The sequence below is a fragment of the Agarivorans gilvus genome (genome assembly GCF_001420915.1).
In the GTDB taxonomy this organism is placed as follows: domain Bacteria; phylum Pseudomonadota; class Gammaproteobacteria; order Enterobacterales; family Celerinatantimonadaceae; genus Agarivorans; species Agarivorans gilvus.
Genome location: NZ_CP013021.1, coordinates 3922420 through 3938204 on the forward strand (window position 1 = coordinate 3922420; position 15785 = coordinate 3938204).

Sequence of the window (15785 nt, forward strand, 5' to 3'; positions counted from 1 at the left end):
TGGCTTATAAGGAATTTATGAAGTCTTCACCATCAACCACATTGCCTTGCGCTAAGTCTTGCTTGGCGGCCTCGAAGCAGTGTTTAAGGTAATCCGCTTTCATCGCTTCTAGCTCTTCAAAATCTTTGATAGACATAACGACTACCGCGTCTTTACTGTTCTTACTAATCTTTACCGGCTCTCGTTGGGCGCTAAGCAGCAATTCACCAAAATTACGTTTCGCATCATTTGCTGTTAATGTTTGCATGTTCAATCTCCAAATATGGAAGCTCACAAGAATTATAGTTTTTCGCACAAAATGGTCAATATGATTAAATCGTGCGATTTGTGCGAAAGCTAAACTAGCCATCGTTTTAAGACGGAAACAGCAAACAACATCACATGCTTGGTTAAGGTGATTTCCTGCTAGTGTTTAATGAGTTAAATCGCCGCCATGCTGAATGATGAAAGGCAAGCAACATCGCATGCTTGGTTAAGTTGATAACTGTGTTTAATAAAGTAAATCGACGCCATGCTACGGGGAAGCAACATAGCGTCTTGGGAAAAGCTATTTAGCGGGGTGGTTTTCTATCCAGTGGCGAGCGATTTGCTCGCGGGTGGCTACCCATACACCTTCATGAGATTGCACGTAGTCGAGGAACTTCTTCAGTGCCATGAAACGGCTCGGCTTACCAATGATGCGGCAGTGTAGACCAATCGACATCATTTTCGGCTTGCTCTCACCTTCTTGATATAGGCAATCAAAGTTTTCTTTTAAGTATTGAAAGAACTCTTCGCCGTGGCTAAAGCCGTAGGGCGAGGCAAAGCGCATGTCATTGGTGTCTAGGGTGTAAGGGATCACCAAATGTGGGCGGGTTTCGCCCTGTGCACCGACTTTTGGCACTTGAGTCCAGAAAGGTAGATCGTCACCGTAGTAGTCTGAGTCATATAACAGGCCATCTTGCTCGGCCACTAAACTACGGGTATTGGGTGAGTCGCGTCCGGTATACCAACCTATGGGGCGTTTGCCGGTGAGCTCTTGAATAATATCCAAGGCCTGTTGCATGTGCTGGCGCTCTTGCTCGATAGGCATGTCTTGATAGTGGATCCACTTTAAGCCGTGACAAGCTATTTCATGGCCGTCTTCAATTAGCGCTTTGGTTACTTCGGGGTTGCGTTGCAGCGCGGTAGCCACACCAAAAATAGTTAGCGGTAATTGGCGTTGTTTAAATTCGTTTAATACCCGCCATACGCCAGCGCGTGAGCCATATTCATAGAGTGATTCCATGCTGAGGTGGCGGGTTGGGTAAGGCTCGGCTCCGGCTATTTCTGAGAGAAAAGTTTCGGCATGTGGGTCGCCGTGTAATACACAGTTTTCGCCGCCTTCTTCGTAGTTCAATACAAATTGTACGGCGATTTTTGCCTTGTTCGGCCAGTTGGCATCGGGCACATTGTCGCGGCCATAGCCGATGTAATCACGTGGGTTATTAAGTTCCATTTTATTGTTCCTTGCTTATTACTAGCGGCTCCATTGTTGGTAACGGCCAATAAATTGTTTTTGAATAGGTGCGGCGTATTGCCCCCGCTTAGAAGTAGAGAGTTTTAGCTGGTGTAAGCTCTCGGCGAGTTTCACCGCGGCACTTACGCCATCAATCACCGGCACATTAAGGCATGAGCTTAACTCTTGGGCCAGCTCAGACATGCCCGCGCAGCCCAATACAATAGAGTCGGCACCGTCTTGTTGAATGGCGGCCAAACACTCATTTTTAAGTTGTTCAAAGGTATCTTGCTGTAGTTCTTCTAGATCTAATACTGGGATCTCTGCGGCTCTAGCACCTGAGCATAGGTGTTGGTAGCCGTAGCGATGCAATAGGTGCTCGGCAGCCGGCAGCGTGCGCGCCAAGGTGGTAACAATGCCAAAGCGGTGAGACACAATGCTGGCCAGTTTAAAGGCGGCTTCGGCTACGCCAATCACCGGGGCGCTAGCTATTTCGCGAGCGGCATCCAGCGCGGGGTCGCCAAAGCAGGCAATAATATGGGCATCTACCCCTTGCTCACGCCCCTTAGCGATTTCGTCAAGCACTGCAGCCGCGGCGATGGTTTCATCTAGGGCACATTCGATACTGCGCGGGCCATGCTGCGGTGAGCAGGCGATAATTTGGCTATCGCTTAAACTCACGGCCTCGGCGGAGCGGCCAATGGCCTCGGTCATGCCCTGGCAGGTGTTAGGGTTAATTATTTGAATTTTCATTGGTTAATCCGCGTCTGCAAATAAGCTGTTGAAGTTCACCGGACTGTCTTGTTTGCCGTTCAGTGAAATTGAAGATTTAATATGGCTGAGGTGATGACGCATCCAGTCTTGAGCCTCGCTGACTTTGCGTTGGTCAAGTAAATCGATAAGCTCGGCGTGGTCGCCACAGTTGCAACTCACACTGTCTTTGGTGCCGTAGGCGGCAATCACTAATGAAGAGCGAAAACATAGCTGTTCTATAAAACTGGCCAATACTTGGTTATTACCCATTTGCGCCAACTTAATATGGAAGTCGGCGGTGAGTTGAATTGACTTAGCCAGTTGTTCGTCTTGCTCGGCCTGCTTTTCTTGTTGCACCATGGCTCTAAATTGTTGGGCAGCTTTTAGGTTCCAGTTATCGGCGATCTCTGGAATCAACATCGGTTCTAGCATAATCCGGCTGTCTAGTACTTCTTCTGCTTCTTGGCGACTGGGATGATTCACTTGGGCGCCTTTATTCGGCTGAATTACCACGAAGCGTTCTATTGCTAAACGTTGTAGTACTTTGCGAATGCCGGTGCGACTTACACCAAAAGCCTCAGACAATTTATCTTCAGGAAGTCGGGAGCCCGGCGGCAACTGGTGCTCAACAATGGCTTTTAGCATCTTCTGATATATTTTTTCGTCGTTGGACATAATTGCTCTCATTTTTGTATACAACCAACCCCTGCAATTTGTATACCTATAACCCTATATTTTTAGCCCTTGGATAACAAGAGCTTGCGCATGTTCTTGCCAGTATAGCCTGCTGTTATGCACTTTGTTGGCGCGAAATATGTTCACATTGGTGCGTCAATACTGCATTGGTGAAGCCTATTTTCCGATAGGCCCTTGGCAAATAAGGCTTTTTATATTTGGCACAATACTTGTTTTGATTGTATACAATTTTACGAAAAAGGAACTGAGCCATGAAAAAGGAATTACCAATTAGTCCGAAATTGAGTAACGCAGACTTACTCCCCGACAAAGAGCAAAAGTGGGGCTGGTACAGTATTTTTGCATTTTGGATGTCAGATGTTCACAGTGTGGGTGGCTATGTATTTGCCGCCAGTTTATTTGCCTTGGGGCTGAATGGCATTCAAGTATTTATTAGCTTGTTAGTGGGCATTAGCATTGTGTTGGTTTTTGCTAATTTAATGGGTAAGCCGGGGCAAAAGGCCGGGGTGCCTTTTCCGGTAGTGGCGCGCATGTCCTTTGGGGTCTTTGGGGCCAACATCCCGGCGGTGATCCGCGGCCTAATTGCAGTGGTTTGGTACGGTATTCAAACCTTCTTAGCCTCTAGCTCGTTTATTATTTTGTTGTTGTACTTCTTCCCTAGTATGGAGTCGCTAGCAGATTCAAGCTTTGTGGGTCTGTCTTATTTAGGTTGGGTTGGCTTTATCGCTATGTGGATTTTGCAAGGCATTGTATTTATGTTTGGCATGGACATGATCCGCAAGGTGATTGACTGGTCTGGCCCGGCTATTTATATCGCGATGTTTGCTTTGTGTGTGTACATGATCGACGCAGCCGGTTGGGACAACATCAGCTTCAACCTCAGTTCTAAAAACTTAGATGGCTGGGATGCGGGCATTCAAATGTTTGTAGCCGCGGCTTTAGTGGCGGGTTACTTTGCAGGGCCAACGCTAAACTTCAGTGACTTCTCTCGTTACTGTGGCAGCTACCAAAAATTGAAGTTGGGTAATATCTTGGGTCTACCGCTTAACTTCATCGTATTCTCTGCTTTTAGTGTGATTATCGTATCGGCTTCTATTCCGGTATTTGGTGAAATGATTACCGACCCAGTAGAAACTGTAAAACGCTTAGATTCAGGCCTAATCACCGTGTTGGGTGCTTTAACCTTCATCTTTGCCACCGTGGGCATTAACATTGTGGCTAACTTTGTAGCCCCCGCGTTTGACTTCTCTAACGTATCACCACAAAAAATCAGCTTTAAAGCGGGTGGCTTTATCGCCGCTTTTGGTTCGGTATTGCTCACACCTTGGAATCTATTTAATAACCCTGAAATGATTCACTACACGGTTGACGTATTGGCCGCGATGATTGGGCCGCTATACGGCATTATCATTGTTGACTACTACCTAGTGAAGAAAGGCAAAATTGATATTCCTTCCTTATATACCGAGTCTGAGCAAGGCCTGTATTGGTACAAGAAGGGCATTAACATGAAGAGTGTTTATGCCTTGGCTGTGGCCAGTATTGTATCGATAGTGGCTACCTTTATGATTCATGCCTTATCTAACTATGCCTTGTTTATTGGTGGCATTGTGGCGGCGGTGGTTTACCGTTATTTAATGGCACCGGAAACGGCCTATGCGCTGCAAATGAAGCTAGCGGAGAGTGAAGCTTAAGTCTTAGCGCTAATGGGGTCTAACAGCTGTATGGTTAGGCCTAATTAGCTAAAGCTGGCTTGCTAAGCCTGCTGTTTAACATTGGCCGAGTATATTGTGTATACTCGGCCTGCTTCATTTTAAACCCGTATTGCGCGTATTTGTTTCTTTCTCTTTTCACTTAAGCGCCTTTAAAACCTACACATTTTGTGGGGATTTAGCAGGAAATTAATTACTTTTTATTCGCTTTGGGGCTACCCAGTCCTCACTATATTTACTATTCTTTATCTGATTGTTTACATAATAGTTACATGTATATTTTACCAAGGTGAGAACACAAAGCGTCTTACTGGTTGTATCGAATAAGCTTGGCGGGAAAGTATGGCGAATTTTCGTAAACTGCAAAATTCGGTAGGCAGTATTACCATTGACGAATCAGGTAAGGTGCATTCGTTTGATTCGGTTGCTGAACGTATTTTTGGTTATGTGTCGAGTGAAGTGATTGGGCAAAATGTCTCGATATTGATGCCAGAACCTCACCGCTCTCATCACGACGGTTATTTAAAGCGTTATTTAGCCGAGGCCAGCGAACATATTATTGGTCGTGGTCGCGAATTGCTTGGCTTGCACAAAGATGGTCATACCTTCCCAATCTGGTTGGCGGTCAACTACGTGCAAGTGGAAGGGATTACCCTATTTACCGGGGCGGTACTTGACCTTAGCTCCCAAAAACAAACCGAACGTGAATTATCGCGCAGTGAAGAGTTATCCCGAGCCGTATTAGATACTGCAGTAAACCCAATTATTACCATTAATCGGTTTGGCCAGATCCAGTCTTTCAATAATTCTGCGGAAAAGTTTTTTGGTTTTACCCGTGAAGAGGTGCTGGATAAGAACGTTAACATTCTTATGCCAGAGCCGGATCATTCCCATCACGACAGTTATTTATCTAATTACCTTAAAACCGGCTCACCCAAAATTATTGGTACTGGTCGCGAAGTGGTGGCAAAAACCAAGCATGGCGCATTGGTGCCGATTCATCTGTCGGTGGGTGAGATGGAAATGGATGATGAAACCATGTTTGTTGGCATCATCACCGATATCTCACAGCAAAAAGCCGTAGAAAAAGAATTACTGCAACACCGTGAACGGCTGGAAGAACTGGTTGCCCTAGCCACCGAAGAAGTTGAAGCCATTGTAAAAACCGCTGCCAATGGGGTGATTACCATCGATGAAAACGGCACCATCGACGTATTTAATCCATCGGCTGAGGCCTTGTTTGCTTGGCCAAGCGAGAAGGTTAAAGGCCAATCCATTTCCATGTTATTGAGCGAACCGGATGCGGCACTTTATCAGCAACATATTGCGCGTTACTTAGAGTTTGGCAGTAACCAAGAAATGGTTAAAGGTATTGAGGTACAAGCTAAACGTCGAAATGGCTCATTATTTGCCGCGTTAATCGCATCGGGGCATCGCGAATTAAAAAATGGTCGGCATTTATTTGTGGTATTTATTCACGATATTACCGAGCAAAAACGTACCGAAGAAGTTTTACGCATCGCTAAAGAATCTGCCGAACAAGGGGTAAAAACCAAAGCCGCGTTTTTGGCTAATATGAGTCACGAAATCCGCACTCCGATGAACGCGATTATTGGTTTTTCAGAGTTAGTGCAGCAATCTCCTCAGTTGCCGCAAAGCCTGTCTCAGCACATGAATACCATTGTTAACTCATCTAAGGCCTTATTGAGTTTGTTAAACGATATTCTGGATGTGTCGAAACTGGAAAGTGAGCAATTCAGCCTTGACTCAGTGGCGTTTAATCTGCCGAATGTGATTCGGGATGCGCTGCAAATGCTGGAGTACCGAGCCAACGAAAAAGCCTTGCAACTGCTATTAGATTACCCTCCGCAACTACCTATGGTATTTGTTGGTGACCCATTACGTTTGCGTCAGGTATTAATTAACCTAGTGGGTAATTCGGTGAAATTTACCGATAAGGGGGTGGTGAAGGTGAGTGTTGAAACCACCGATATTGCCGACCAGCTATTGATTAGTGTAAGTGATACCGGCATTGGCATGTCGGCGGAACAATTGGATAAGGTGTTTGAACCCTTTAGTCAGGCCGATATTTCGATCTCGCGTCGTTATGGTGGTACAGGGCTAGGTACCACTATTTGTAAGCAACTGGTGAGCCTAATGGGCGGTACCATTTGGGCGCAAAGCGAGCAAGGAAAAGGCAGCCAATTCCAGTTCACCTGTCGTTTACCGGTTGCCTCGGATGATAGCGCCGAGATTTTATTCGACGATGGGCAGCCTAAAAGTGAAGAGTATTATTCACCACGTTTGTTCTCGGTGTTGTTAGCCGAAGACATCAAAGAAAACGCCATTCTGGTATCACTGCGGTTAGAGCAGCAAGGACACCAAGTCGATTGGGTTACCGATGGCGAAAAAGCGCTAAACGCATACAAAAACGGCCACTTCGATTTAATTTTAATGGATGTAATGATGCCTGAGATGGACGGCTTAGAAGCGACTCGCATTATTCGTCGTATAGAGAAAGAAAGCGGCCAGCATATTCCGATTATTGCGCTTACCGCCAGTATTATGCAGGAAGACCACCTCAACTGTACTAATGCAGGAATGGATGCGGTAGAAGGTAAACCCATCGATTTTGCTAAGCTGTTGGATACCATGGAGCAAACCGTTCCGGTTGATAAAGGCAGGCCTAATACCATCAAACGGGTGGGAGGGCGCCGTCATCCGCTTGTGGATTTCTCGCCAGTTGAGGCCGTAGCTAATTATCGCAAGGCGATTAGCGTATGGGGAGACCCAGTTGTGTACGCTACGGCCTTACATTCGTTTGCTAAAGATCATCAACAAGATGCGTCTCATATCGCTAAGTTGCTGGAGGGCGATCGTTATAGTATTGAGCGGGCCCGTGATGTAGCTCATGCGCTAAAAGGCGTGTCGGGTAATTTAATGTTGGACCGCATCTATGCTGTTAGTCTGCACATTAATAATCACTTTAGAACCTCCATCCTCAGTGACTTGCGTAACGACCTCAAAGACTTAGACAAGGCCATCGCTACTGCGGTGGCGGCAATTAATAAATTGGAACTACCCGAACAGACTGAAGTAGTCGCGAAGCGCTTTGATGCTCAAGAAGTATTGAAATTAGTGAATGCCTTGTTGTTGTCGTATGAGCAGTTAAACCCTGATCTTGCTTCACCCATCATCGATCGTTTATTGGAATATGTAGACAGTGCCACAGTGGCACCAGTGTTAGCTGAGCTTAATGCCTATGATTTTGATAGTGCCAGAGAAAAAACCATAGAAATGGCCTCTAGCCTTGGCTTAAATGTGGGAGAACAACAATGATCAGCAAAGTGCTATTAGTGGACGATGAGCCAAATAATTTGAATGTGTTAAAACAGATCTTGGCCGATAAATATCAATTGCTGTTTGCCAACAATGGCAGCAGAGCGATTGATGCCGCACTCAAGCATAGCCCTGATATTATTTTGCTCGACATTATGATGCCAGATATGGACGGTTATAAAGTGTGCCGCACTTTAAAAGAGCTACCTTCAACCCAAAAAATACCGGTGATTTTTGTTAGTGCCATGAGTGAAGTGGAAGATGAAGCCATGGGCTTTGATGTGGGCGCAGTGGATTACATTCAAAAGCCAGTATCGGCACCCATCGTATTACGCCGAGTACAAACCCACTTGTCTTTAGTACACGCTCGGGAATTGGAAGATAACCAAAAAGCCGCGATGTTTATGTTAGGTGAAGCGGGGCATTACAACGATACCGATACCGGGGCGCATATTTGGCGAATGGCCGCTTATGCCAGAATTATTGCCGAAGGGGCGGGGTGGGATGAAGAGTTAGCCGAACGTTTAGAAATGGCGGCACCGATGCACGATACCGGAAAAATTGGTATTTCCGATACCATTCTTAAAGCGCCTAGGCAACTGAGCCCTCAGGAGTGGGTAATCATGAAAACCCATACTGAAATTGGCTATAAAATTCTTAGTATGAGTAAAAACCCGCTGTTTAGTTTAGCGGCAGAAATTGCGCGTTATCATCATGAAAAATGGGACGGTAGCGGCTACCCCAAAGGTTTGAAGGGAGAAGATATTCCCCAGTCGGCACGCATCGTCGCCATTGCCGATGTATTTGATGCGCTTACTAAGAAACGCCCGTATAAAGACGCTTGGCCAATTGAGCGAGCGATTGCCACCATTGAGGCAGAGGCGGGCAGTCATTTTGACCCGAACTTGGTGGAGATTTTCCATAATTCTTTACCACAAATATTAGAAGCCAAACAGAAATGGGACTTAGCCGAACAATCGGGTAAATCTTGCTATGAACAGATCGCCCTTGAGGATATGGCGGACTAAAAGCACCGTTCACGGAGGCATGTGAACGGTGGTGTATAAGCAGAGCTTCGCTTTGTTATAGGGCAGGAGTATGACTTGGCGCTTGGCGAGGCTGAGCCATCTTCTCGTAGGCGTAAGCGATTTTGATTAAGCTGGCTTCATCAAATTCACGGGCCAGCATTTCCATCCCGACCGGCAGCTGGGGCTCGCTATTGGTCATTCCCGCAGGCATGGTTAAGGCGGGGAAGCCAGAGAAGGGGCTAAGGCGATTATTGTCACCAGCTAGTGGAGCCTGTCCTAGCTCTGAAGCCAAGCCCAACATTGTAGGGTAGAGTAACACGTCATAGGCTTGGCCTAGAGGGATCCCTGCGTCATCGACATTGTTTAAGGCTTGCATCAAGGCGTTGCGAACTTGGGTGGGGCGCTCGGTTTGGTTTAGCTGATAATCCTCGTTAGCACTTTGGTCACCGCAAAACAGGCCATAGTAGTAGAAGTATTGCTGGTGGCGCACTTCATAGTCGAAGCTTGCGGCCAATGCGGCAAAGGATAGATGATGCCCATCGGCTAGCTCAGACCAGCTACCGAGGTAGTCAGTTAAGTCGTTACAAAACTCGTAACGTGAGACACTCTTATAGCGTTCAAAAATCTCACTCAGCTTAGGAATAGTGACCTCCTCAATCACCGCTCCTGCGGCTTGCATCTGCGCTAAGGCTGCTTCGATAGTGGCTTGGACCACTTGGTTTTGCTGCTCGCTGCCATCACCAAACATCTCCCTAACCACGCCAATGCGCGCGCCGTTTAGTGCGCCTTCATCTAAGTATTGAGTGTAAGAGTGCGGTACACCGGTAATAATTTGGTAGAGGAAGGGCGAGCTGATCAGTGGGGCATCGTAGGCAAAGTTTTCTCGCTGGCCGCTGTGAGCGCTGCTGTCAAAACCGACCATAGCATCAAGCAAATGCGCACAATCTTCAACAGTGCGACACATTGGCCCGCCAGTGTCTTGGCTGTGAGAAAGCGGCACGATGCCGTCTTGGCTAACTAGGCGCAGGCTGGGGCGTATGCCTACCAAGCCTTCCACTGATGAAGGAATGCGAATGGAACCGCCGGTATCGGTGCCAGTGCCCACCATGGCAAAACTCGCTGCAATGGCCGCGCCAGTACCCGATGAAGAGCCTCCCGGACCGCGCTCTAGATCGTAAGCATTTTTAGTTTGCCCTTCGATGGAGCTACTGCCTTCATACCCAAAGGCAAATTCGTCGAGGTTAGCTTTACCTAAAATAATCGCCCCACGCTGTTTCATACGAGTAATAGTGAAGGCATTATCCGGTGGCATATTAAATTGCATGGCTAAGCCTCCGGCGGTGGTGGCCATATCGTCGGTATCAAAGTTATCTTTAACTAATACCGTCACACAGTGTAGCGAGTCCATTTCCCCTGTTTCGGCATAGTGTTCATCTAAGGCTCGGGCTTCGGCTAGCGCATTGGGGTTGGTGCTAATTACCGCATGTAACTCTGGCCCTACATCGTCGTAGGCATCAATTCGGTCTAAGTAGCTTTGTACTACGGCCTCACAGCTGGTGGTATTGGCGGCAAGCGCGGCATGCAGTTGACTAATGGTGCCTTCAACTGGTGAGAAGGTGGCGGGTTGTTGATTTTCTTGGTCATTCTGTTGCTGGATATTATTGTCATTACAGCCGCTGACTAAAGCTGCAAAGCAAGCTGCCGCCAATATGTTTTTGTTAGTCGTTAACATGGATCCTCCATAAAATATTCGCCTCGTTCTGGGCTATAGCTAGCTATACCGAGGCTGGCGCTATTCCGCTTCTTTCTCTGCAAATTTAAATAAAGTCTTTGGATTAATTTTTTCGACTTGGCAAAGACGCAATTTTTGTAGAGAAAAATGCTATATCGATGGCGCGGCCTTGCTTCAGTACCAGCGCTTAATATGGCGGTATATTGGGGGAAAACGCTTTTGCAGCAGGTTATGAGCTTGGTCGCTAAAAGCGAGTTTTAGACGTTCTTAACGCAAGTCAGCAACGCGCTGGCGTGTGGGGCTGTGTATAGTCACTGGAATAGCGAGCACTTAGTCATCATGGTTGCCAAGCTTGGCTTTTAATAAGTTGAGCTAAGCGAGGGTGTTTTAGCAGGGCTTGATGCTGAGTTGTTCGGCTCGGTATTGGCGAGGGGTCATGCCGGTGAGTTTCTTAAAATGGGTATAAAAGGTAGAACTGCTGCTAAAGCCGACTTGATAACCGATGTCGGTGACGGAATAACGCAGCATGTTGGGGGCGATTAATAGCTGGCGGGCCTCGTTAACTCGATATTCATTAATGTAATCGTAAAAGGAACGTTGCGCATAACCATTAAAGGTTTCTGATAAGTGATGCACCGATACATCTAACATGGCGGCCAGTTCTGAGATTTTGAGGCCGGTTTCTAAGTATGGCTGTTGTTGCTGCATTAGGTGCTGAACCTTGTGCCAAAGTTCAGTTGCCGCGCTGTGGGTGAGGCTGCTGGTTTGGTATTTCTTTTCTAGGACATCTTGTGGCTTGGTTTTTGTTGTTGCCGGGTGGCGAATAGGGCTGGCGACTGGCTCATGCTGCTGAAAAATATCAATTTGCTTCATGCCTAATTGTAGCTGCACTAGGGTGAATATTAGGGTAACAAAAACAATGATATCGCCACTATTCACTGGGTGTTGTAAACCCAAGCCGCGGCATAACTCGATGAACACACAAATGATGACGGTAAACAAGGCGGCTAAAGGTAGAGCCTTAAGCCATTTTAAATCCACTTTAGACAGTTCTGAATAGTGCTTTTTCATATTCTCTTGATGCGGCTTGAGTCGCTTAAGGCAAGCGAGCGAGTAGCCGAGCAGCGAACACCAAGCGCAAAATTTGTGCACTAAACGGTAATTTTGCACATTATTGGGATCGTCGTGGGCGTAAGCAAAATAGAGTAAGTCTCCGGCGCTCAAGGGCAACTGATTTAACCACAATAGGGCAAACAGCGGTGCGGGAATAAAGTGAATCAGTAGTTTTCGCTGCAGCCGAAAATGCTGGTCGGTTTGCAGCTTGGTATAAAGCCAAAGCAGCGGGCCATACCACATTTGGCTGGCAATAAAAGCGAAGCTTAAATTACGCCACTGTGGCAGTTCTAGTTGAATCACATAGGCGAGCACCGAACTTGAGGTGAGCAGTGACATGCCAAGCAAGCATAAGCGAGTAAGCTTACTATTGGCATGCTGGGGCAACTGGCTAAACATAAATCCAAAGTGGAAACTAATCAGCACCAAGATGACCAGAGTCTGGCTCATTAGGGTGATATTGGCAGGTAAGTGCATGGAACTTCGGCTGGCTTATTGTTTTTTAAATTCGATAGGGCAAGCTAAATGCAAATTTCACGCCTTGTTGTTGGCTGAAACGGAGTCTGGTTTGCTAATAATTTGAGATAAAAATGCCTAAAATCAAAAAAAGTTGCTGATTTGTTCCCTTGAACCGTTGACCAAGGCCGGCTGATGTTTAACTATTTCCGCTATTGTTGCTTAAGCCAAGGCTCACCGTGCTGAGTGAAGTCTTGGTCCGCTCCGCTATTCGATTCACTCAGGGAAGATAAGCAAACTGCGCTGAGTTTGAAGTGATTTTTACTAGACGCAAGAGGGGAAGCTATGCGTTTTTTGTTGCTTATTTGTGCTATTTTTTTCGTCACTCCGGTGCTGGCAGCTACCTCGCCTAAGTGCCCCGGAGAAGAAGGCTACTTTTTTACCAATGATCGTCATTCGAAAAATCCTAGTGAAGGCGGGTTTATTTCCCATGATGCCGATGTCACCGACGACATATGGGTGGGTAAAAATGCCGCCATTTGTGGTTTTTCTTCGGTGACTAAATCGGCCAGGATCCTCGGTCGCTCGGTGGTATGTGGTAACGCTAAGGTGCATGGCAGCCGCGCTAGAATTACCGGTTATGCTCGAGTATGTGGTAATGCTGAAGTGGACGGCACTCATCAAGACGTGACCATGCAAGGTTATTTTGAGACGAACTCAGGCGTTTACAACAAAGGCACTTATAGCGCAGAGAAGCCAGCGCCAAAGGTGAAAACCAAGTCCACTAGAGAGGTGGTGAGCGAATTTGTAAAAGCCTTAGGTAATTTTGAAGAAAGCTATTATTCATTCACCGACGGCGATATTCGCAAAATGGGCTATGAAGAAGAGTATTCGGTGAAGATCGATGATGCTAATAACCCTGTGAAGTGGTGGTGACGAAGTCTACCGAGCGTGAAGCTAAACGCGAAGATTATTACGCCTTGGAGCCCTACGAGGAGCAAACCTTTCGCATCGACTTAGGCGAGCTGGATATTGGCGATGTGGAAGAGTCTGAATGGAAAAAGACTTACCGCGGCATGCTAATTTTTACTTTTTCGGTTGATCGCATAAAAACGGATGACTTATACGTATTTACCTATATAAAGCACACCGATGATGGTGATACTTGGTATACCCGTGAATACGAAACTATCGATGGATTGTGGATTAACGGTGAGTCTAAGAGTGGCTTGCAGAAGCTTAACGCCAAATTTAAGGCCGCGGTCGAGGTCTGTGGCGGCTAGGTGCAAGTACTAGGTAATGAAAGGCGCTGCGGCGTCTTTTTTTATGGGCGTTTCTAATGTCTTACTGCTGGCAGCCTAGGTTTAAGCGAGCAGCGCGGCCTCTGGTTTGTCATATTAACTTCACAATAATGGCGTAATTTCTTCATATATCAGAAGGAGCTGTTGTTGTTTATGAATGAGCTTGTGGCGCCGCTTTGGCACCATCCCCGCGCCCCACGTTATTATGCCTTAGCTGGTATTATCGGTTTGTCACTATTGCTGGTTTTACTTGAGTCGCCCCAAATAAACTTTCCAGCAAATATGAATTTTAAGCAGTTATCTTGCAAAGACATTCGTGCTTCCTACACTACTCAGGCTCAGCCTGAGGCCGCCCAGTTAGATCTGCTTATTCCTGCTCATGTATTGGCACAGCCGCTACTTGAGCAGTTGTGTGGGGAAGCGGCGTTGCAGGACGCCTATTCAGATATTGTGGTGCATTGGTTGCCGCGTGAACAGCTGACACCCGAAACTATTTATCAGCAGCAATTTGAGGTGATGTGGGCGCGAGACTATCAGTTAGCGGGCTTGAGCCCTGATTATCAGCTGCACTATCAAGCCTTGGTCGCCCTGCCTACTTATCGCGTATTGTGGTTTGCTCGTCAAGCAATAGACCGCGAGTTATTAAGTACTCAGCGAATTGGCTTACTGCACGATACCTTTAGCCGTTCTGGTTACCAGTTGCCTATGCAGGCCTTAAGTGACTTAGCGGTGGCGCCAGATTCAGCCCAGCTGCGCTTTTATCCCTCACGCCAGGCCTTAGTCGAAGCCCTAAATAAGGGCGAAGTGGCGGTGATCCCCGATACTAATTACAGCCCCTTATATCAGCAGCGCGAGCAATACTATCAAGCCGAGTTGGCCAGTAATGTGTCTGCGGGGGCGTGGTTTGTGTCTCGTAGTGTCAGTAATGATGCGGTGCTGCAAGTGTTGCAACAGCGTTTAAGTCAGCTACTTGAGTCCTTAGGATGAGGTCTTTACTGCACAGCGTAAGATTGAAGAGCTTGGCACAGTTTATCGGTTTACTGCTGTTTTATTTGTTTTTGTCGCTGGGTTTTGCCTGCTACTTAACTCAACAAAGCTATCAGCAGTTTATTGACCAGCCGCTTAGCCAAGCTAGTCGCGCCGCCTGGCAAGATGGCGCGCAACTGGGTGAGCAAACGCAGACTCAGCAAATAGTGTACTGGCAAAGTCGCGCCATTTTGCAGCAAGCAACGGCGAATAATCCCTTACAGTTACTGGCGCAATGTTCACTTAACACTGCCGCCTCAACGCAGTGGCGGCTGCCGATCAATTTACATCTCGCAGCAAATCATGACTTGCTGCTGGGCTGCCAAGTTCGAACTATTCCATGGTTGGCGTTGGCCACATTGGCGGCAGGTTTAAGTTTACTATTATGGCGCTTTCGGCCAAGGCCTTTGAGTGCTGCCGACCGAGCGTTATTGCAGCGCTTACGCCAGCAACTGGGAGAACACGCCTTTGAGCAATGGAAGTTAGCCCTGATGCGTTTTCGCCAAACCCAGCCGCAGGCTCAGCTGAATGTACAGTACTTATTCGCCGCCTTGGCCCAGCAGGCTGATAGCCCATTGGTCCTACTGGAACAGGCCACAGAACCGATGCGGCTGCAGTTTATTTTGAGCCACAACAGCATTCAGGTGAGAGTCAATCACTTAAACCTACCCTTGTCGGTAACACCTTGTATTTATTGGCTGTGGTATGCGCAATATCGGCTAAATGATATTGCCAGCGGTTGGCTGACTAATCCTCCGACCAACCTTCCGGACAAACCGCGCGCGCAAGAGCTGATCCAATTAATGGAGCAATATGGCGGTCATGGGCGAGCCATAAGCGAACTAAAACAACACGGTTTACGCGCCAAAACCTTGGATCAGAACCGCAATAAAATTAAAGACAGCCTACAGGCTTTGCTGGGTGAAGACTTGAGTGAGCGCTGCGGCTTTGAAATGCTACGCCAAGATGAGCAAGTGCAGTCCAGTTACCGTTTAAAAATCTCTCCAAAACATATTGTTATTCAAAAGAAGTAATAATAAGTAATTGATTTATAGCCATAAAGTTTTAAAGATATCTCTATGGCTCGCAAGCTGGTTAGCGGTAACAAAACTGTCATGGTTTTCCATAAAAGTAGCGCTATCCCCTTTAGGT

The 15785-nt window shown here is 47.0% G+C and carries 13 protein-coding genes; 7 read left to right on the forward strand and 6 right to left on the reverse strand.

Annotated features, from left to right (window positions below):
• Positions 1-4: 4 nt before the first annotated feature.
• The 4 genes from AR383_RS18675 to AR383_RS18690 form a co-directional block, all read right to left on the reverse strand.
• Positions 5-247 carry a type II toxin-antitoxin system Phd/YefM family antitoxin gene (locus AR383_RS18675; protein WP_055734500.1) on the reverse strand — a complete coding sequence of 81 codons (243 nt, stop codon included), beginning with the start codon at positions 245-247 and terminating at the stop codon, positions 5-7.
• 300 nt (positions 248-547) lie between these two features.
• Positions 548-1477, reverse strand: a complete 930-nt coding sequence (gene puuE, locus AR383_RS18680) for an allantoinase PuuE (RefSeq protein ID WP_055734501.1) — start codon at positions 1475-1477, stop codon at positions 548-550.
• Between the two features lie 21 nt (positions 1478-1498).
• Entirely contained in the window at positions 1499-2230 is a 732-nt protein-coding gene (locus AR383_RS18685) for an aspartate/glutamate racemase family protein (RefSeq protein WP_055734502.1), read from the reverse strand.
• Between the two features lie 3 nt (positions 2231-2233).
• Positions 2234-2905 (reverse strand): GntR family transcriptional regulator, encoded by a 672-nt coding sequence (locus tag AR383_RS18690; RefSeq protein ID WP_055734503.1) that lies wholly within the window; start codon positions 2903-2905, stop codon positions 2234-2236.
• Between the two features lie 272 nt (positions 2906-3177).
• Here AR383_RS18690 and AR383_RS18695 point away from each other — a divergent pair, with 272 nt between their 5' ends.
• From AR383_RS18695 to AR383_RS18705, 3 genes are all read left to right on the forward strand, one after another.
• The gene (locus AR383_RS18695) at positions 3178-4620 is read left to right on the forward strand and encodes an NCS1 family nucleobase:cation symporter-1 (protein ID WP_055734504.1); all 1443 of its coding nucleotides are present in this window, start codon (positions 3178-3180) and stop codon (positions 4618-4620) included.
• Between the two features lie 360 nt (positions 4621-4980).
• Positions 4981-7977: a PAS domain S-box protein gene (locus AR383_RS18700; protein ID WP_055734505.1), complete on the forward strand. Its 2997-nt coding sequence runs from the start codon at positions 4981-4983 to the stop codon at positions 7975-7977.
• On the forward strand, positions 7974-9005 hold the full coding sequence (locus AR383_RS18705) for an HD domain-containing phosphohydrolase (RefSeq protein WP_055734506.1): 1032 nt from the start codon (positions 7974-7976) through the stop codon (positions 9003-9005). Before AR383_RS18700 ends, AR383_RS18705 begins: the two co-directional genes overlap by 4 nt.
• Before the next feature lie 55 nt (positions 9006-9060).
• Here AR383_RS18705 and AR383_RS18710 read toward each other — a convergent pair whose 3' ends face one another.
• The gene (locus AR383_RS18710) at positions 9061-10737 is read right to left on the reverse strand and encodes an amidase (RefSeq protein ID WP_055734507.1); all 1677 of its coding nucleotides are present in this window, start codon (positions 10735-10737) and stop codon (positions 9061-9063) included.
• 387 nt (positions 10738-11124) lie between these two features.
• Complete coding sequence (locus AR383_RS18715) at positions 11125-12327, reverse strand: helix-turn-helix transcriptional regulator (protein ID WP_055734508.1); 1203 nt, start codon at positions 12325-12327, stop codon at positions 11125-11127.
• 324 nt (positions 12328-12651) lie between these two features.
• On the opposite strand from AR383_RS18715, the gene AR383_RS18720 reads away from it, so the two are divergent.
• The 4 genes from AR383_RS18720 (at position 12652) to AR383_RS18735 (ending at position 15667) form a co-directional block, all read left to right on the forward strand.
• Positions 12652-13242, forward strand: coding sequence for a hypothetical protein (locus tag AR383_RS18720; RefSeq protein WP_055734509.1), 591 nt, complete (start codon positions 12652-12654; stop codon positions 13240-13242).
• Positions 13239-13589 (forward strand): hypothetical protein, encoded by a 351-nt coding sequence (locus tag AR383_RS18725; RefSeq protein ID WP_157051793.1) that lies wholly within the window; start codon positions 13239-13241, stop codon positions 13587-13589. Before AR383_RS18720 ends, AR383_RS18725 begins: the two co-directional genes overlap by 4 nt.
• Before the next feature lie 171 nt (positions 13590-13760).
• Positions 13761-14594, forward strand: a complete 834-nt coding sequence (locus AR383_RS21830; protein ID WP_198150175.1) for a hypothetical protein — start codon at positions 13761-13763, stop codon at positions 14592-14594.
• 32 nt (positions 14595-14626) lie between these two features.
• Positions 14627-15667 carry a hypothetical protein gene (locus AR383_RS18735; RefSeq protein ID WP_198150176.1) on the forward strand — a complete coding sequence of 347 codons (1041 nt, stop codon included), beginning with the start codon at positions 14627-14629 and terminating at the stop codon, positions 15665-15667.
• Positions 15668-15785 lie beyond the last annotated feature (118 nt).